This window comes from Brachybacterium sp. JB7, assembly GCF_003335205.1.
Taxonomy (GTDB): domain Bacteria; phylum Actinomycetota; class Actinomycetes; order Actinomycetales; family Dermabacteraceae; genus Brachybacterium; species Brachybacterium alimentarium.
This window is the reverse complement of record NZ_QPGN01000002.1, coordinates 284,893-303,600: the sequence shown is the minus strand read 5'-3', so window position 1 is coordinate 303,600 and position 18,708 is coordinate 284,893. Positions and strand designations below refer to the sequence as shown.

Here is an 18,708-nt window from a genome sequence, read left to right as displayed (position 1 = left end):
CCGTCCTCTCAGGCCGCTCGTCGGGCGAGCGGTTCAGTTCGTTCAGAAGACCAGGTCATCGGGAAAGTCCAGAGTGGCGTCCTGCCCCTGTGCAGGGCGATGTTCCAGGGGCGTGGTGCGCGGGTAGACGAACGCCTCCGCAGAGACCGCCGGCGTCCTCTGGACGAGGACGAAGTCGGAGCTGAGGCCGGTCCCTCCGGACCGTCGCCAAGAGCGTCCCGGATCGACGATACGGGTGTCGGCGGTCCGGGCGGACAGCTCCAGCACCTCCTCGACGATCGATGCAGATCGCGCTTTCCACAGCTCGCTGCGCAGCACGCTCACGGACTCGGCGCGACCTCCGCCGTCATCGCGGACGAAGGTCAGATCAAGAAGCTCTTCGTCATCGAGTCGTGAGGAGCAGCGGGACCAGATCTCATCACCACGTCCCGACCTGACTCCGTGCTCGACGGTTCCTTCCGCCCAGAGGGAAAGCTCGCTGCCTGGGTCCGCGCGAGAACTCAGAAGCAGAGCAAGGGGCGAGGAACCAGCCGTGCTCATCCGTACGCGCTGCTCGGGAGTGAGATCGTCGGTCATGGACTTCTCGAAGTCCTCGAAGGCTTCGCCGAGCCATCCCACGGTGAAGACGTCTGCGCGCAGATGGGCGGCTGCTTCGTCGATGGCCGACGGAGCGACGTCGACAGTCGGCATCTGCAGAGCGGCGGGCAGAGCTGCCGATGGCCGCTCCGCCGCCTCGGACTCGTCGCCTCGACCCAGCGGCTCTGCGAGAAAACCGGTCATGAGGAGGGCCCATCGATCGAACTGCGCATAGGCGTCACCGAGAGCGTCCAGATCCTCGATCGCCATGCGGAGTCTCTCCGTGAGCGCGGGGACCTGCAGGTCCCTCTGCCTCTGCAGATGGAGAAGCCGGAACACCTCCCGTTGGAGGAGCACGAAGACGATGAGCGAGGCGAGGAGCCAGACGATAGCCGTCACGCCCATGCTGATGGCCATCGTCTGCAGGGTGATGGACTCCCGCCAGCCGAGGATACCCAGAACAATCACGACGATGACCGCGAGCACGGCGAGTCCCCGAAGGACCCATGCGAGCCGCCTCTGCGCACGTCCCAGAGCTTCGTCGACGGTCGGCATGAGCAGCCCGCGAAGAGCGTCCTGCGTCCCCGCGATCTCCTGCCGGGTCGCGGTGAACCACTCTCCGAGAGTACGGCCGAGCAACGGCAGGAAACGACTTTCGTTACGGCCTCTCCAGCGATCGATCTGCTCGAGATGGCGACGTGCGCTGGCGGCACGGGTGTCGTTCTCGCCCGCCGCTCGTTCGAGCACGTGACGGGAACGCTCGATCTCGAGGTGGTCCCACGCCCTGAGCGTCTGAGGAGCTCTGAACTCCCCGAGAGCTTCCGTGATCTCGTAGACACCGTCTCCGTCCAGTTCCGGGGCCACCATCTCTCGGCGGGGGATGTACCCGGCAGCTGAGTCGAGCTCGAGGTTCTGGCAGGCTGAGGCGTCGAGCAACGCTCGACTGCCCTGGAGCATGTCCGCCCAGAGCGCGGAGAAGTCCCTCCGGGCTGGCTGGCCGAGGCGTCCGGCGTCCCGACCTGCGCCGAGGTCGACAGCCTTCGCCGCGTCGCGGATGGTGCGCCAGGTCGCCGTGCTGCCGTCGGCGGCCACGCCGCCGACGATGACACCGACGGGCGATTCCTTGCCGAAGATCATCGCTGTGGTCCCAGCGGCAACTGTCGACTGCGCCGAATGAAGAGCCTTGCGCAACCACGCCTCGGGCGCTCCGATGAGTGCACGGAGCAGGAAGCTGATGAAGAGCTTGATCGCCTCGCCGAAGCCGATCGTCTCCGAGTCGGGTTGAGGAATCTGAGGCCCAGGACGGCGCACCGACGGCTCATGCCGAGTCGTCCAGACCGCTGCAGTGTCCCGGATCAGATTCTCCGGCGATGCGTAGGGCGGAACCGACGATCCTGTCGACCTCGTGGGGGCCGGCACCTGTTCGTCGATCCGCAGGACCCGCTCCTTCAGGGCCGACTCGACCGCTTCGGCATCGATCCGTCGGATGAACGTGCGTGCCAGGGGAACGTCGGTGGACATCCCCGGCTTCTCGTCGTCCGCCGGCGCCTCGTCCAAGCCCGGCAGCAATCCAGCCTGCACGGCGACTCCCGCGGCCGCGGCCCCGGGGATCGACAACGGATCATTCCACCAGGGGACTGCAGCGAACTCGGGCTCCGCGGTGCCTTCCGGCGAGAGCATCACGTCGTTCCAGCCCGGACGTCCGAGCTCAGCAGCGATCGGCTCCGCGCTCCACGGAATCAGGACTCTGACGAACACTCGCGACGCCCCGCCGGGGATATCCAGACTCTGGTAGAAGTTCTCCGCAGACGCCGTGAGCGCATCGGCGTCCGGATGCCCGACCGGGACGAGGATGACGATGCGCAGGCGCGCCAGTCTCCGCACGTTGACCGACTTCGAGAAAGTGGTCGACGAGATCTGTCCGTCGGCGATGCGGAGAGCGCGAGGATCCTCGCGGTCTGCTTCGCTCGCCGGATCCGATCCGGCCTCGATCCAGGTGAACGCCTCCAGCGCTCCTGCAGCCGACAGGTCGAGGAGCGACTCGAGGATCGGTCGCTGACTGGGCGGGCCGATGAGGATGGAACGCTGCTGCATGGCTGCTCCACTCAGAAGACGAACGAGTCGTCCAGGTCGATGGGATCCGCGCCGGGCCCCGACGGGGAGGCGGACTCGATCGTCCTGCGCAGGGCGAGCAATTCAGCGCGCATCTCCTCGGCGAGGTCGATCGTCAGAGGAGTGGTCGCCACCTGGGAGCGATGGCGGAAGTTGGCGAACACCTGAGGGTGGTCCTTCTTGCCGGCACCGGGCAGGAAACGCTGATCGAGAACGGCGGCCACCCGGTCGCAATAGTCCAGCAGGAGCGTCCGCCGCTCCTCGGGGTCCGTGGCGGCGGACAGGTCCACCACGGGCCGCAGGCCGTGCGAGAACTCGCCGGTGCCGAGCAGGAGCGAGATGATCTCAGCATCTCGGGTGGTGCCGTCGAGGCTGACCGTCGGTCCGAACTGGCCCAGATCTGCCCATCGGCGCAGCACCGTCCAGGGGCGGAAAGCGCGCAGCCCCTTCTCGTCGGCCTCGGTGTACGCGAGGAGCGAGGATTCCAGGACGGCGGGCAACCAGGCAGTGGACACGATCATCCGCGAGGGCGGCGTGAGCATCGGGGCTGGGAAGCTGACCCATTCCTCCGCCTCTGGGTCCCAGATCCTCACCGGCGTACGATCACCGTCGCCCGACGGGATGTCGAGTCCGCCCGCGAGCTGCGCAACCCACCAGCCGCGTACGAGAGCAGTGCGTTCGGCATCACTGAACGGCAGCCCTCCGGGGAGGGAGCGAGAACGCCGCCAGTGCCAGAAGTCGCGACGGCCGGCATCGGTGCGTCCCTTCCAGTCCTCAGCCACGTCGCGCAACAGCCCGTACGCGACGGGGAACGTCATCGGGTATGAGCCGAAGACGTCGATCTTCCCCACGGGAAGTGCGCTGAGCGCGTGCTCGATGGCCGGAAGCACCGAATCGGTGCTGATCTGCGAGTCTCGCGCCACGATGTCCTGGAGCTCCGCGACCAGGCCATCGAGGCCGTTGAACGGGATGGAGGAGAACTGGTAGTTCAGCTGGAGCGGCGGGGTCCCCAGCTCACGCTGGACGGTTGTATTGATCGTTGTCAGCGGCTGCGCCATGACCAGCGTCTTCCGCAAGGCGGTGAGAAGCTGCTTCTGGCGCAGCTCTCGCTCGTGCTCCCCGATTTGGGGATCAGTGATGTACGACCGCATTGATTCCGCGGCGAAGGCCTCGAAAGATTCACCTCGACGGTGGACGAAGGACCTGGCTCGACGCAGCAAGTCCGAGCTGCGTGCTCGGAGCGAGTACTGCCCGCTGGTGGGCGCGAGGGCGCCCGGGACGCCCTTGGGCACCCAGGTTCGCGTCGTCACGAGCAGATCCGCGGGCGGGACGTCTCCGGCGCCCTTGGTCCACTCCCCGAGGATTACGTCCCGACGTGCCCGGGCATGCGCCTGCTGCGGATCACTCGAATTCTGGTGCGTATCGCCGGCACGCTCGGCAGCGACCGAGTCGAGGATGTCCACACTGAACCGCGGCACATATTCGTCGACGCCCATCAACACGACCTCGTTGTGCGCGATCGTGAATCGATCGGGCACGGAACCGCTCTCGGGCTGACCAGGGTCGGGCTCAGTCGGCCATGCCTTGACGAAGGGACTTTCCAACTGTGCGACGCCCTGTGCGCTCGGCGTCTGTTCCGAGTCAGAGATGAGACCCCGGCGGACATCATCGAACTCCTTGCGCAACGGCTGCGCCACCGAGGCCCCGAAGTCCTGGAGCAGCGTGGCCACCTTCTGGGCCGCCGTCGAGGCGAGCCATCCGAAGGCGGAGTCGCGCAGCGCGTGGAAGAGGTCGTCCTCGAGCTCGCCGGCGGCCCGTTGCCCGACCATCGCCTTGCGCTGGCCGGTGTACGGGGCGAGGAATTCCGGGGACACGCTCAGCGCCGCCCGGTTCTTCCTCAGCCGTTCGAGATCACGGAGTCGGGGGACCAGCTGAGCGATCTCGCCCCCGGGGCCCGCGAGCTTCTCCAGCACGTATCCGGCATAGACGACGCCGTGCTCGGCGATAGCCTGGCGCAGCGTGTCCAAGATTCGATCGTGGAAGTCCCGCGCGAAGGCAGCGGCCAGTGCGTTCGCCGACCGCTCGAGAGCCGTCTGCACCGCACCATCCTCCATGCGGGCCCATGGGTCGATACTCGTCGCCCACTGCTCCAGAGGCATGTTCGGATCGATCGAGGGACGCCTGCGCATCGCCTCGGTGACCGCCTCGCCCGCCTCACGGCTCAGTGCTTCCTGGGAGAGCCCAGCTGACGAGAGGAACCACTGCTGCACCGTGCTGTCGACCGCGGAGTCCCCCGCCATCGTGGCGTTGGCCGGCCCGATGGGCAGCCCGGCGCGGGTGAGCTCGTCAGCCTGCTTGTACTGCCACAGCTCAGCAAGCTGCTGCTGATCGCCGTGCGTGCTCCCCTCCTGCCGGAACCCGTCGAGGACATGCTTCACGGATGAGCGCGCGATGCGCTCCGCCGCATACTCGAGGTACCGATCCCGCCCCATGGAGAGTGAGGCGTACCCGAAGGAGGACCAGATCAGGTCGTCGGCCTTCGACCCCCAGGCGACTGTGTCGGTGGAGAGCAGCCCGCCCGCGACGTTCGCGATGAGATAGCTGATGATGCTGTCGAAACGCGGAGAGAGCAGCAGTCGGCCCAGGCCGCGCCCCATTCCTCGGTACACGCCATCCGGGGACCCGTCGCCGAACACCATGTTGTCGACACCGGTCCGGCGGCCGATCGGGAAGACCCGACGGAAGGGGCGCCCAGCGGTGCCCGAAATGCCGAGACGCTCATAGACGTCAGCGTCGTTCCTGCCGGCGCGTCCGCCGTCAGCGGATCCCTGCGCAGCGAAGATCTCGCCGAGCATGGCGAGCGTGTTCCCGGACATGCCGAGCCGGTCCTGATGCGGCAGCTCACCGAACACGTCGGCGGTGTAGAGGAACAGCGACGTGAGGTCCTCGTCGACCTCAGGCATCGCGCTGACGATGCGGCACACATCCAGAGTCATCGAGGCGCCCGATCCCCCGGCCATCGACGAGACGACCAGGGTGACTGCTCCCGCAGCCGGATCCGGCACGCCGCCCAGCCCGGGAACGGCCTCCGAGGTGCGGCGCGCCTGCTCCCGCGAGCGCTCGCTGTTCATGGCGTCGATGGCACGACGAATGCCGGGCCCGATCTGCGCCGCCTTCGAGAGCGTGAGCATACGGCCGATCGCGCGCGACTGCCCGGCGCCGACCGAGATCGGGAACGTGACGTCCGACGGGTCCCGCGGCATCCAGCTGGCTGCGGCCCGCAAGCCCTCGCTCCCATTCGCTTGCAGCTTCTGCGTCACAGCGGCATCGACGGGGGCATAGCTGCCGGTATCTCCGCAGGAGACGTATGTGCCACCCAGATCCCCGACCGAAGGAAGGTGCGCGCCGTGCTCCTCCTGGATCGGAGTGTCCACGTTGACGAACTGCCAGCATCCGGGGATCTCGTCCACTCCATGGACCGCGAGGTCTGCACGGAGCTGATCCATCATGTAGGAGAGGGTCTTCGCCCCGGAACCTCCGCACCCGATGATGAGTACCTTGCGCATGTGCTTTCCCTTCCGTCGGCTGTTCGCCGTGTTTCATGATTCGTCGAGCGAAGGCAGCCGCTCAGCGGCTCTGCTGACCATTGTCGGAACCCGGCCAGTCAGTCTTGCCTGATGGACCCCATCCCGACGATCCACCGGTCTGCCCGGAGTCGCCCCATCCGGGACCGCTCGTCGGAGGATCGGAGACTCCGCCCCACGAGCCCGCAGGCCCTCCTGCGGGCCCCCATCCCGAGGCGTCGGACAGCACCGCACTTCCTCCGTCCTCGCCCGGCCCGGCAGCAGGTGCCACCACGCCGCCTCCGAGCGACCGCAGACGATCACCGAGTCGAACTCGCGCGTCGTCGAGAACAGTATCCAGTGCCTCCTGGTCCTCGGATCCCAGGAGCACGATCAGCGTCGCCCATCCTGGGTCGGCCCTATCCGGGATCGCCACCCAGTTGCCCCTCATACCGAGCGGAAGCCGTGAGGTCCCCCGGCGGGTTCCTGGCGTCGCGCTCGACACCGAGGGCGCAGCGTCGGCGAGCTCCACCCAGGGCGATTCGGACGGGAACGGCGCGACACGCGTGCGGAACGTCCGCCCCGCAGCCATCACGGTGCGCTGGGGAGAGCTGAGCGCGGACATCGTGAGCTCGCGACGGCTGAGCCCGATCTGCGCCGGGACTCCGGGATCAGGGATCCGGACTCTCGTACTGCCGGAGACCAGCGTGCCCCGAGGTACTCGAGCGGTGAGCCATGTCAGCAGATAGAGGGCCGCCACCGGAATGCCGATGCCCAGCACCAGGGCGACCGCGAAGGTCGTCCACGCGGTCGTCACGTCGAGGGGCCGTCGCATGTCGGCGTCGAAGGGGACCGTGACGGGCTGTGCGGCTTCGGGGTCGCCCTCCGGGGCGACCATCACCGTGACGGTGCCCTGCACGGCCCCGTTCGCATGGCTACCGGTCTCGAGGGTCAGGGGCAGGGACGCCGTCTCGCCCTCCCCGACCTGCAAGCAGTCCTCTGCGCTCATCGCATCGGAGGCAATCGCGATGTCGCCTGCTTCTGACGGTGCGCCGGCGACAGAGGTCGCTGAGGAATCCACCCACACGCACCCGGGCCCAGTAGCTTCCAGGGCGGCCGACGCGGCGGTCTCCTCCTCGAGGAGCCCGAAGTCGAGTTCGGACCCCACCACCGGATAGTTCTGCGGCGGGAGAACGGTGACCGAGTCGCCGATGAGGACGGGCTGCAGCACCATGCCCTCACCCGTCGAGCCGTCCGCGAGGGTCGGCTCCGCCGTCGTGATCTGCAGCGATGTCGTCACACGCCCCGTGCCGAGCGCGACACCCTCCGGCACGGTCAGATCAGGCGGATCCGTGAGGCTCTCCGGTTCGTCCGTCGTGAACAGCTCGTGCTCAGCCTGGAGAGCGTCCGTCAGCCGCACCGCGGCGGTCACGCTTCCCCCGAGCTCCTTCGGATCGACGACCGAGCCATCCGTGCGATCCACCAGCTCAAGGGACGTGTCCTCGACCGATGCGCCCTGCCGGAAATCAGCGTCGTCGATGCCCTGCCAGGCGAGCGCGAGCGGAGAGGTGAGGTGCAGATTGACCACGACCTGCTCGCCGTCGGTCACAGACTCCGGGTCGACGAACCCGACCCGCCAGGTTCCGTCCCACGTCGACACATCGTCCGCAGCCATCTCGATCTCGACGGTCTTCGAGGTCAGCCACGTGACGTCCATGCCGTCCCGACTCACCGTCTCCCCGACTTCGCCCGCGGGGAAGCTCACCGGTTCCGAAGCCCCTGGTGGCACGACGTATGCCTCGAGTCCCTCGACGTCCACGGTGGCCAGGATGCGCACGGATGTCAGGGCACGGTCGAGTACGAAGGCGACCTCACCCGCCGCGCAGGATCCGCCCTGACAGATATCGAGGGTCGTCGACCCGAGCGAATCACCGGGCGACGAGAGAGAGTCGAAGGCGAGGAGCAGCGAGTCGAGATCATCGGCTTCGAAGAACGCTCCTTCCGGCGATGCCAAATCACCGCATTGCGCGACATCATTCTGCGCGGCCGTGTCCTTCCCCCCGCCTGTGGTGACGCTGCGGAGGAAGGAGAAGTCAGCCCCTTCCGAGGTCAGTCCGATACCGACGACGGTGATCTCGGCGCCGCGGAGCTGATCGGCGACTCCGGCAGAGCGGCAGATGTCCTCCTCCCCGGCGGCGACCGCCGCACCGGCACCCGCTTCGTCTCCGAGCTCGATCCCCGGGGCGTAGGACTTCGTCTCCCCGTACTCTGAGCGGCTGCCTGCCGACTCCCGAGGATCGATGTCGTACTCACCGTCGCTGAACCAGAAGATCGCCGAACAGGAGCTCCCGTGATCCGCGAGATCCTGTCGCGCGCCCTCGAGTGCGTTCCAGTAATCGGTGTCATGGCTGCGCAGATCGTCGCCGACGGACCCGATCTCCGAATCCACAGCTCCGGTCTCCCCCTCTGACAGGGTCGTCCAGTCCCCGGAGGGCTCATATGCCGCCGCGAAGCCCGCGACCCGCACCTCCAGGGGATATCCGGACTCTGCCGAGAAGTTCTCCAGGCGCTTCACCAGGAACTCCGCAGCTTCCACGCGGGCTTTTTCCGGATCCGTTCTTTCAAGGGACCCGGATTGATCGATCAGGAGCACAATGCTGCCCGTCTCCCCTCCAGCCAGGCAGGACCCGAAGTCCGAGAGCAGTGGCGCGGAGCTCTCGGACTCCTCCGGCTCCGCCGAGGCGGGCAGGATGGTCGCTCCAATCCCGCCTGTCACAAGAGCGAGAGAGACGAGCAGCAGCATCAACCTGCCAACTCGAGTGGAGGTGAACCGTGCTCCTGGTCGGGTGGTCCGATCGATGCCGGTCATCCCATCCTCCCCACCACGAGAGCGATTCGCACGGCGGCGAGCACCACCGCCACCAGACTGAGGAGGACCGCCCCGCGATGCAGCCAGGGCACGCGCGGATCCCGAACGTAGAACGTCTCGAGCTGGCGGCGAGCGTCCTGGTGCACGAAGAGCGCCGAGGACCCGAAACCCACGAATGCGGCGAGCATCCATGCCGTCACGTAGACGGGCAAACCCGAAGGGATCATCACGAGCACTATCGCGAGCAGAGCCGCTCCAAAGGACGCCCAGAGGTACGTCATGGCTGGCCGAACCAAGGTGCGCTGCGCAGGTGCGGGTCCGGCGGGCGGCTGCCAGCCGGGCCCGGCGGCCGGGCCCGTCGGCGAGCCCCATCCGGTGGGCGGAGCGCCAGAGTCAGCGGACGAGCTTCGCACGGAGGTCGCCGGGCCGGGCTCTGGCCGTGCGTGAGTATTGTTCCCCCAGGGGTTTGATGATGACGCTCTGCTCACGTGTCGCCTCCCTCCTCATCCGTGTCGTGTGGTTTTGTCGTAGTGCCCTGTGCTCCGGTGCCGGCCTCTTCGTCGTCGAGCATCTCGAGCACCTCCTGCTTAGCAGGGAGGACTACTCCGTAGCTCTCGAAGGAGTCGTAGACATTCTCGACGGTCTCTGGCTCGATCGACGACGCCTGGGTGCGCACGTCCCATAGGAGACCGCGTTGAAAGGCGATATATCCGCTGTTCGCGCCGCCCCACGACGCACACAGAGGAAGGAGCAGCGACGCCGCGAGGAGAGCCGCACCGACCCATCGAGGGGGCCTTCGGAACAGCACGACGATCGCAAGCACGACGCCGGCCACCGCGACGAGTCCGAGCAGCACAACCACGACGAGCAATGCCCCAGAGAAGAGTGGGGCCCCGGAAACGATCCAGCCGACGATGTCGATCGAAGCGAGGAATTGTCGTACGCAGATGCCGAGGCCCAGGCCGCCGACGAGAACCAGCGCAAGCGTGGTCAGCGGCAGCCTGGGCGAGCCTTCGAACCGCCGCACCGGGCTCTGCGTCCCCGCTATAGCAGTGCTGCCCTGCGCCATGCTCCCCCAGCCCGTCGCATCCAGCCCCGCAGGATCACCCGCACGGGCACCGGTCCCGCTCCCCCAGCCCGAAGGCGTTGCCGTACCGTTCCCCTCCGAGGGGACAGCTGCCGTTCCCCAGCCACCGCTGTCCCCGCGGCGCGCACGGCGGCGCGAGAGATAGTCGCTTCCCGTGTCCTTCCACCCGGGCGCGGGGGTCATCGGTCCTGTCCGAATCCGTCGAATGCCGGCTGCGAAACGACAACGTCGCTGTCTGTGCCCACAAAACCGTTCATCGCCGATTCGTCTCCGCCACCGATCACACCTGTGCACCGTCCCAGAGCGAGAAGCGCCAAGAGCACGAACAGGACCCTCCCGGCAGTCGACAGGATTCCCGGACGCTGGGAAGAGTTCGCGGGCACAGCCCCCGTGTCCACGCTCACCGCCGGATGGTGCTCGGCGCCGATAGCGGCACGCCTGGCCAGCTGCTCGACGCGTCGCTTCTCCTTGCGCGCGTCCTGAGCCGCCTTCCGTTCACGACGTCTGGCCTCAGCGGCGTCAGCCGGGGCTGGGAGAGCGCCGGGCTGCCCCTGCGGCCCATTCTGGAGAAGAGCGAGGCGTCGCTCTTCGGACTCGCGCAGCGCAGGCTTGTGATCGAAGATCCATGCCTTGAGCGGCAACGGGCAGTTCTGGTGCTGGACGACGAGTTCGTGGAACTCCGGGTACTCGTCCGCGATCTCCTCGAGCCGTCCAGGAGGCAGCTGTGCGTTCTGAAACTCAGAAGGCTCAGGGTGAGCGATCACAGATCCTCCTGCGCGGGTAGTACGTCAAGCGTCACGAGGGTGTCCGAGACGATTTTCCAGAAAAGCCCTGCTCGCAGATTACGCGATTCTCGAGCTCCGCAGAACGAGTGTCTGTGATCGTGATCGAATGTGTACGTAGTACCGCATCAGGCAGATAGGACGACTCACCGGGAGCGACAGAGCGGCCCCGCGGCGCGGACGCCGGGGGCCGCCGGAGGATGAGCCGTCGCGCCTGCGAACCGGCTCAGCCGCCCATCATGAAGGTGATCTGCTGCTCCTCGCTCATGCGGTGGAGGAATGCGGCGGTGGCGTCGCGGTGCATCGGCTCCAGGGGGCGGTAGGTGCCGTCGGCCCAGCCGTTCGCGATCCCCGCGGACCGCAGCCAGGCGATCTCCAGCGCGTACCGGCTGCTCGCCGGCACGTCCGCGAACGGCGCCTCGGTGGGCTGGTCGACGCTCGGCGAGCCGGCGAAGCGGTGTACGAACGCCGCCATGGCGTCGCGGGCGATCGGCGCCGTGGGACGGAAGGTGCGATCGCTCCATCCGGTCGTGATGCCCTGCTGGTAGGCCCAGATGATCGCGTCGTAGTGCTCCTGACCCTTCGCGACATCCGTGAAGGGCTCGGTGCGCGGCGGCGTGACCTTCGGGGAGCCGGCCAGGCGGTGCAGGAACGCGGCCATCGCATCGCGGTTCACCGGTGCGAGGGGGCGGAAGGTGCCGTCGTCCCAGCCCGTGGCGATGCCCTCGTCGTAGGCCCAGAGCACGGCGTCGTAGTGCTCGTCGCCCGGGCCGATGTCGGTGAACGGCCGCTCCTCGGCGACCGGCAGGATCTGCACGATCGTCGGCTTGGGGCCGGTGCCCTCGTCGAACTCGGGGAACATCGAGGTGGGCTCGTCGAAGGAGCCGTCCTCACCGGGGTGCTGCACGGCGACGAACGCGGTGCGGTCCTGGTCGCGCACGATCGGGCCGCAGGTCTCCGCCTGGGCGGGCATCGAGGCGAACTGCTCGACCCGGCCGCGCTCCTCGCCCTCGAGCGTCACGCGGAACAGGCCGTCGTTGTAGCCGATGCCGTCCGGTGCGCCGTCGGTGGAGATCCACAGGTTGCCCGCCGAGTCGAAGGCCAGGTTGTCCGGGCAGGAGATCGGCGAGACCTTGTCCTGCGGGTAGCCGCCGAAGTAGGTGCCCTCATCGGTCTCCGGGTCCCCGCACACCAGCAGCAGGTTCCAGGCGAAGGTCGTCGAGGCCTGGTCGCCCTGCTCGTCGATCTCCACGATGTGCCCGTCACGGTTCTCGGCACGGGGGTTCGTCTCGTCGGCCGCGGCCTTGCCATCGGTGCCGCGATCGGAGTTGTTGGTGCAGGCCACGTACACGCGGCGGCTGGCGAGCGAGGGCTCGACGTCCTCGCAGCGGTCCATCTTGGTGGGGCCGACGGAGTCCGCCGCGAGGCGGGTGTGCACGAGCACCTCCTGGACGCTCATGCCCTCGACCGCCGACTCCCCGTCGACGACCAGCGGGAGCCACTCCCCGGTGCCGTCGAAGGCGCCGTCGGCCGGCAGCTCGCCGGTGCCGTCGATCTGGCCGGACGGGGAGTTGCCGGTGAACTTCGCGACGTAGAGGTCGCCGCTCTCGAGCAGGGTCTTGTTGTGCTCGCGATCGCCCTCGATGTAGCTCTCGTGGGACACGAACTTGTAGAGGTAGTCGAACTTCTCGTCGTCCCCGGAGTAGGCGACGGCCCGGCCGTCCTCCGCGATGATGACGTTCGCGCCCTCGTGCTTGAAGCGGCCCAGCGACGTGTGCTTCCGCGGGGTCGACGTCGGGTCCCAGGGATCGACCTCGACGATCCAGCCGAAGTGGTTCACCGAGTTCTCCAGGCCCTCGGCGGTGGCGTCGTAGCGGGGATCGATCTCCTGCCAGCCGCGGGCCAGCTCGTTCTCGCCGAGCCCGTAGCGCTTGTCTTCCGCCGAGGTCCCGGAGGTGCGGAAGTAGCTGTTGAAGTTCTCCTCGCCCGAGAGCAGCGTGCCCCACGGGGTGAGGCCGCCCGAGCAGTTGCCGAAGGTGCCCTGGGTGCGGGTGCCGGTGGAGAACTGGACGGTCTTCAGCAGGTCGTCGCCGCGGGCGGGCCCGGTGAACTCGTAGCGGGTGTCCGCGAGGAAGCGACGGTTGTAGTCGCTGCCCACCACCGGGGTGTACGGATGGCGGCGGGTCTTCCGCTCGAGCTCGACCACGGTGAGGCCGTGGGCGGCGAGGGTCACCTCGGCCAGGGTCTGCGGATCGGTGTCCGCGGGGAACATGATGTTCTCGTTCGTGTACTCGTGGTTCACGAACATCAGGGCCCGCGTGCCGTCGGTGCCCTCGATCTCCTGGATCTCGGTGTAGTCGTTGTTGTACCCGAACTGCTGGGCCTGCGACTGCCCGGTCTGGGCGTTCCAGTCGAAGTCCGGAGCGTCGGACCACAGCTTGTCGCCCCAGCTGATGACGGGGTGCCAGGCGAAGCCCTCGGGGACGTCGAAGCTGTCGACCTCGAAGTGGACCGGGTCGATCGCGTCGAACTCCAGCGGGCTGCCGCCGGGTGCCGCGGCCGCCGGCGCGGGGCCTCCGATGCCGCCGGTACCGGTCACCCCGATCGCGACGGCGCCGGCCGCGGCGCCGCCCAGCAGCGCACGACGGCTGAGCACCCCCGAGGCGATGTCCCGGAAGTAGTCGTTGCCGGTCGTGTTGCACGTCGTCTTGGTGCAGGCGTTCCCGCACTTCAGGGCGCACGTCACGGGCGATCGTTTGCCGCGGACGTGGTCCTTCATGAGCAGGGGGAGGTCGATGAGAGCCATGGGGATCCTTTGCAGTCGATCAGGTCCCGTCCGTCTGGACGGACGGGTCGAGATGACGATGCGCCAGAATCATGTCCCGGCCCTCTCCCCCAGGGAACGGGCGGATGAACACTGAGGTGCGGGACGGAGAACGCCCGGCCCCGTGGAGGGACCGGGCGTTCAGGGTTCAGTCTCGGATCAGGCCGAGACGGTCAGAAGCGGGTGGGCGCCACGAAGGTGTCGGGCTTGACCAGCACCACCGGGACCGGGGCCTCGATGGCGACCCGCTGCGAGGTCGAGCCGAGCAGGATCTTCCCGATCGGGGTGCGCCGACGGATGCCGAGCACCACCAGGGCGACCGGCTCCGAATCGATCGCATCGAGGATGTCGTCGGCCGGATCGTCGCGCCGCGGGACGGTGCGCAGCTCGTGCTCGAGACCGGTCTCCGCGAGGCGCTCGGGCAACGGTCGCTGATCCGTCACCCCGCGGGCCTTGCGGGGATCGGGCGCACGCTCGGAGGCCAGCACGAGCAGCCTCGCGTCACGACGGTTCGCCTCCTCGATCGCGTAGGCGAGCGCCGCTTCGCTGGTGGCGCTGGGGACGTAGGCCAGCAGGATGGTGGTCATGGCATCTCCCGGGTGGAGCGGACGGAGGGGCGGGGCGGGGCGGGGCTGGGCGAGCGGGGGCTAGGCGAGGGGGTTGAGGCGAGCTGGGCTGCGCGGCGCGCCGACTCACGGCTTGCCGAGGTCGTCGGGATGGCGGAACCGGGTGCGTCGGGCCCTGACCGCGCTGTTGTAGAACCAGGTGATGGCGTACAGCACGAGGCCCACCGCGAGCAGACCGCCGGCGATCACGTAGTTCTGCATCGGCTGCGCGAGCGGGGTGATCAGCGCGAACGAGGTGATCGCACCGATCACCGCGAGAACGGTCGGGGTGCGGAAGTGCTTCACGTCGACGGTGTCGTTGCGCAGCACCAGCACCGAGATGTTGACCATGCCGAACACCGCCAGCAGCAGCAGCGCCGTGGTGCCGCCGAGCGCCGCGATGGTCTCCTCGGCGAGCACGAAGCGCACCGTGAACACGAGAGCGAAGGCCAGCACGGTGGAGAAGACGATCCCGGCCCACGGGGTACGGGTCGAGGCCAGGACGCCCCTGAGGAAGCCGGGCAGCACGCCCTGCTTGGACATGCCGTAGAGCAGGCGCGAGGCCATCATCATGTTGATCAGCACCGTGTTGGCGACGGCGAAGATCGAGATGAACGCGAAGATCGTGTCGATCGGGATCTCCGGTGCGCCGACCTTCACGACCTCCAGCAGCGGGGTGGTGGAGTCCGTGAGGCGGCCGATGGGCACCACCGCGACCGCGAGGATCGAGATCAGCACGTAGATGACACCGGTGATCGACAGGCCCGTGATGAGGGCCTTCGGGAAGTTCTTGACCGGGTCGACGGTCTCCTCGGCCATGTTCACCGAGTCCTCGAAGCCCACCATCGAGAAGAACGCCAGGGCGGTCGCCCCGATGATCGCCATGAACATGCCCTTCTCGTCCTGCGTCTCGAAGATGATGACGCGGGAGAAGTCCGCCTCGCCGCGGGCCACGGTGAAGAAGCCGACCAGGATCACGAGGCAGAGGCCCGTCAGCTCGATCGCGGTGAGCACCACGTTGGCCTTGACGGACTCGGAGACGCCGCGCAGGTTGATCAGGGCCACCAGCAGCAGGAACACCAGCGCGATGGCAGTGGTGACCCCACCGGAGGCGGCGCCCAGGGTCTCCTCGAGCCCGAAGGCCTTCAGCACGTTCTCCGCGAGGAAGATCGCGCTGGTCGACGCCGACGTGATGCCCGAGGACAGCACGGCGAAGGTGACCATGAAGGTCAGGAAGTGGATGCCGAAGGCCTTGTGCACGTACAGCGCCGCCCCGGCGGCCTGCGGATACTTCGTCACCATCTCCACATAGGAGAGGGCGGAGACCATCGCGATGGCGAAGGCGATGATGATGGGCATCCAGCCGGCACCGCCGACCTCGCCGGCGACCTTGCCCGTCAGCGAATAGACACCCGTGCCGAGGATGTCGCCGACGATGAACAGCAGCAGGAGCTTGGGCGTGATCGCCTTCTTCAGCTCCGGCTGGTCCGAGGTGCCGGAGCCCTCAGGTGCGGTGGGGGCGACCTCGTGCGGTTCGCTCATGGTGATCCTCCCGGGATGGGGACTCGTGCTGACCGACCAGGGCGGCGACGGGCTCGGGCAGAGCACCATTGCCCGGGGACCGAGGGCGGCTGTGCGCGCACTCTATCCTGTCGTCGGCCTCGTCACATCGTGTCGGAACTCCGCATCCCCACGAGGGCACGGGCGGCGGCTGGATCAGCTGGATCAGCTGGGTCGTCGGCCGACGCCTCCAGCATCGTCAGGCGGAGAGTCTGCACCCACTGCCGGGAGGCGTCGGAGCTGATCGCCAGCACGCCGAGGGCCGAGGCGCCGACCCCCACCAGCAGCGAGTGCGTGATCTCGCCGGACGTCGAGGTGGCGATCACCAGCCGCGTGAACGCATCGGCCGTGAACAGCGCCATCAGCGCGATCCGCGCCCAGCGGCTGCGACGCACCACCCCCACCAGCAGCAGCACGAGCACCACCGCGAAGGCGGAGGCCAGGTAGATCTGGTCCCCGGCGGGGAGGAACAGGGAGGCGTCGACGAACAGGGCCGAGAAGTCGACGCCCAGCAGGAGCCCGATCCACTCGGCGACCACCACGCAGGCCTGGCCCAGCACCAGGGCGCCGGTGAACACCACGGTGGGCGGAGGCAGGTGGTGGTCCGTCGCCCGGGAGATGATCTCGTGGACGTCGTCGACCGTGCCGTGCCACTGCGCCGACAGCTCGTCGCCCAGCTCGGCGCGTGCGTCCGCACGTGCGCCGGCGCTGGTCAGCCTCGCCGCGGCGAGCGCCGACTGGGTGGCGGCGCGAGCGCGGGACTTCATCACGGTGGTGCCGGTGGGCCGATGCCGCGGCAGCATGATCGCGGTCGCCCCGTCGGAGCGGGACGCGGCGCCGGAGACGTCGAGCACGGGCAGGTGCCCGTCGGTCGCGAAGCGATCCCCCTGGCCGTTGCGGTCGTGATAGGCGGTGGAGAACTCCTCGATCACCTCGACCCCGATCTCCGGATCCGCGTAGCGCACGGTGTCCAGCAGGTAGTCGCGCTCGACGTCGATGTTCTCGTCGATGCGGTGCGTGATCTGCAGGGTGAAGAAGGAGAAGCCGACGGCCCGGTCGTAGGTTCCGGCCGCGAGCCAGTCGGTCCGGTACCCGCCCGGCAGCACGAAGTCCGAGGGCATCCGCCAGAACCGCACGTGGTGGCGCTTGGTGGTGGTGCCGCCGACCTCCTGCTGGTACGTGAAGTCGTGGCGGCGTCCCATGAGGAACAGGTCGGAGACGGGGGCGCTCGGGTAGGAGCGGCGCAGCAGCGTGGAGCGGACCATCGACCAGGCCGACGCCAGCGTGCGCTCCTCGGCCAGCACCCAGCCGGCGCGGCGCATCGCGACGTGCAGGTCCCGTTCGGGCCCGTCGAAGGCGAGGTTGATCGGGTCCGACAGCACCCCCTCGGTGGTGCGCGTGCGCCCGAAGAAGTAGTCGGGGAGGTAGATCCAGGTCATCAGCTGGTGCAGGCGCGGCAGCGTGATGTAGGTCAGCAGCACCCAGAACCCCACGAGGTACAGCAGCCGCGCGGGCGTCAGGGAGAAGCCCTCGACCAGGTACAGCAGCGCGAGCCAGATGGACACCACCACACCGGCGACGATGAACAGCGTGTCCAGGAAGCCGTACAGCTCGAACCGTCGGCCCCGCTGGGTATGGCCGCGGGCATGATCGTAGGCAGGGGGCTGCTCCGGGATCGGACGCTCCGACGGAACCAGGCGCGCCTCGCGTGCGGGCGTCACCGGCAGCGCTCCGGGCTCCACGACGTCATGGGCACATCGTAGGGGGACGGGCGGCGGCGCTCGTCCAGGGATCTCCCTGGATGCGCCGTCGGCGAACCGACCCGGGGTTCCCTCCAGCTCGGCCGTACTCTGACTGCATCCCCCATCGAAGGAGCTTTCCTGATGACCAGCATTCCTGCCGTCCGCTTCCACGACGGCCATGAGATCCCCCAGCTCGGCTACGGCGTCTGGCAGGTCGAGAACGACGTGGCGGCCGACGTCGTCGAGCAGGCCCTCCGCGCCGGCTACCGACACATCGACACCGCTGCGGTCTACGGCAACGAGGAGGGTGTGGGCCGCGCGATCCGAGCCTCCGGCGTCCCGCGCGAGGAGATCTTCGTGACCACCAAGCTGTGGAACGACTCCCACGCCCATGACGACGCCCTCGCCGCGATCGACACCTCGCTCGAGAAGCTCGGCCTGGACCACGTGGACCTCTACCTCATCCACTGGGCCAAGCCCATCCAGGGCAAGTACCTCGAGGCCTGGAAGGCGCTCATCGAGATCCAGAAGAGCGGCAAGGCCACCTCGATCGGTGTCTCGAACTTCCCCCAGGCGGAGCTCGAGGAGATCATCGAGGCCACCGGCGTGACCCCGGTGATCCACCAGGTCGAGACCCACCCCACCTTCCAGCAGACCGAGCTGCGTGAGGTCGAGGCCGCCCACGAGATCCTCCACCAGTCCTGGTCGCCGCTCGGCCAGGGCGGCGCAGGCGACGACCTCGGCGACCCCGTCGTCACCGACATCGCCGAGGCGCACGGCGTGACCCCGGCGCAGGTCGTCATCGCCTGGCACCTCGCCAAGGGCTTCGTCGTGATCCCCAAGTCGGTCACGCCCGAGCGGATCGTCTCGAACCTCGCCGCCGCCGACGTCGCGCTCAGCGAGGGCGAGATCGCCCGGATCGATGCCCTGGATCGGGCCGACGGCCGCATCGGCGGCGACCCGCAGGAGTGCGACTTCTGATCCTCTG

Annotated in this window: 11 protein-coding genes; 1 reads left to right on the top strand and 10 read right to left on the bottom strand. The window is 68.2% G+C overall.

Annotation, left to right across the window (positions count from 1 at the left end):
• Window positions 1–42: 42 nt before the first annotated feature.
• The 10 genes from CIK81_RS03705 to CIK81_RS03660 all read right to left on the bottom strand — a co-directional run bounded on the left by CIK81_RS03705 (window position 43) and on the right by CIK81_RS03660 (window position 17,720).
• Complete coding sequence (locus CIK81_RS03705; RefSeq protein ID WP_114355389.1) at window positions 43–2,670, bottom strand: hypothetical protein; 2,628 nt, start codon at window positions 2,668–2,670, stop codon at window positions 43–45.
• Window positions 2,671–2,681: 11 nt separating this feature from the next.
• A complete protein-coding gene (locus tag CIK81_RS03700) occupies window positions 2,682–6,254 on the bottom strand; it encodes a tubulin-like doman-containing protein (RefSeq protein WP_114355388.1) in 3,573 nt (1,190 codons plus the stop codon).
• Between the two features lie 61 nt (window positions 6,255–6,315).
• The gene (locus tag CIK81_RS03695; protein ID WP_114355387.1) at window positions 6,316–8,847 is read right to left on the bottom strand and encodes a VWA domain-containing protein; all 2,532 of its coding nucleotides are present in this window, start codon (window positions 8,845–8,847) and stop codon (window positions 6,316–6,318) included.
• A 269-nt stretch (window positions 8,848–9,116) separates the two neighbouring features.
• The gene (locus CIK81_RS03690) at window positions 9,117–9,347 is read right to left on the bottom strand and encodes a hypothetical protein (protein ID WP_147272338.1); all 231 of its coding nucleotides are present in this window, start codon (window positions 9,345–9,347) and stop codon (window positions 9,117–9,119) included.
• 257 nt (window positions 9,348–9,604) lie between these two features.
• Window positions 9,605–10,390 carry a hypothetical protein gene (locus CIK81_RS03685; RefSeq protein ID WP_147272337.1) on the bottom strand — a complete coding sequence of 262 codons (786 nt, stop codon included), beginning with the start codon at window positions 10,388–10,390 and terminating at the stop codon, window positions 9,605–9,607.
• On the bottom strand, window positions 10,387–10,971 hold the full coding sequence (locus CIK81_RS03680) for a hypothetical protein (RefSeq protein ID WP_114355384.1): 585 nt from the start codon (window positions 10,969–10,971) through the stop codon (window positions 10,387–10,389). The genes CIK81_RS03685 and CIK81_RS03680 overlap by 4 nt, the downstream gene beginning before the upstream one ends.
• Window positions 10,972–11,215: 244 nt before the next feature.
• Window positions 11,216–13,795, bottom strand: coding sequence for an alkaline phosphatase PhoX (locus CIK81_RS03675; RefSeq protein ID WP_114355383.1), 2,580 nt, complete (start codon window positions 13,793–13,795; stop codon window positions 11,216–11,218).
• Between the two features lie 191 nt (window positions 13,796–13,986).
• Window positions 13,987–14,400: a universal stress protein gene (locus CIK81_RS03670; RefSeq protein ID WP_096164674.1), complete on the bottom strand. Its 414-nt coding sequence runs from the start codon at window positions 14,398–14,400 to the stop codon at window positions 13,987–13,989.
• 105 nt (window positions 14,401–14,505) lie between these two features.
• A complete protein-coding gene (locus CIK81_RS03665; protein WP_096164675.1) occupies window positions 14,506–15,960 on the bottom strand; it encodes an APC family permease in 1,455 nt (484 codons plus the stop codon).
• Window positions 15,961–16,082: 122 nt separating this feature from the next.
• Window positions 16,083–17,720: an LssY C-terminal domain-containing protein gene (locus CIK81_RS03660; RefSeq protein ID WP_241963917.1), complete on the bottom strand. Its 1,638-nt coding sequence runs from the start codon at window positions 17,718–17,720 to the stop codon at window positions 16,083–16,085.
• 141 nt (window positions 17,721–17,861) lie between these two features.
• On the opposite strand from CIK81_RS03660, the gene CIK81_RS03655 reads away from it, so the two are divergent.
• Entirely contained in the window at window positions 17,862–18,701 is an 840-nt protein-coding gene (locus CIK81_RS03655) for an aldo/keto reductase (RefSeq protein ID WP_096197039.1), read from the top strand.
• The last annotated feature ends 7 nt before the right edge of the window (window positions 18,702–18,708 follow it).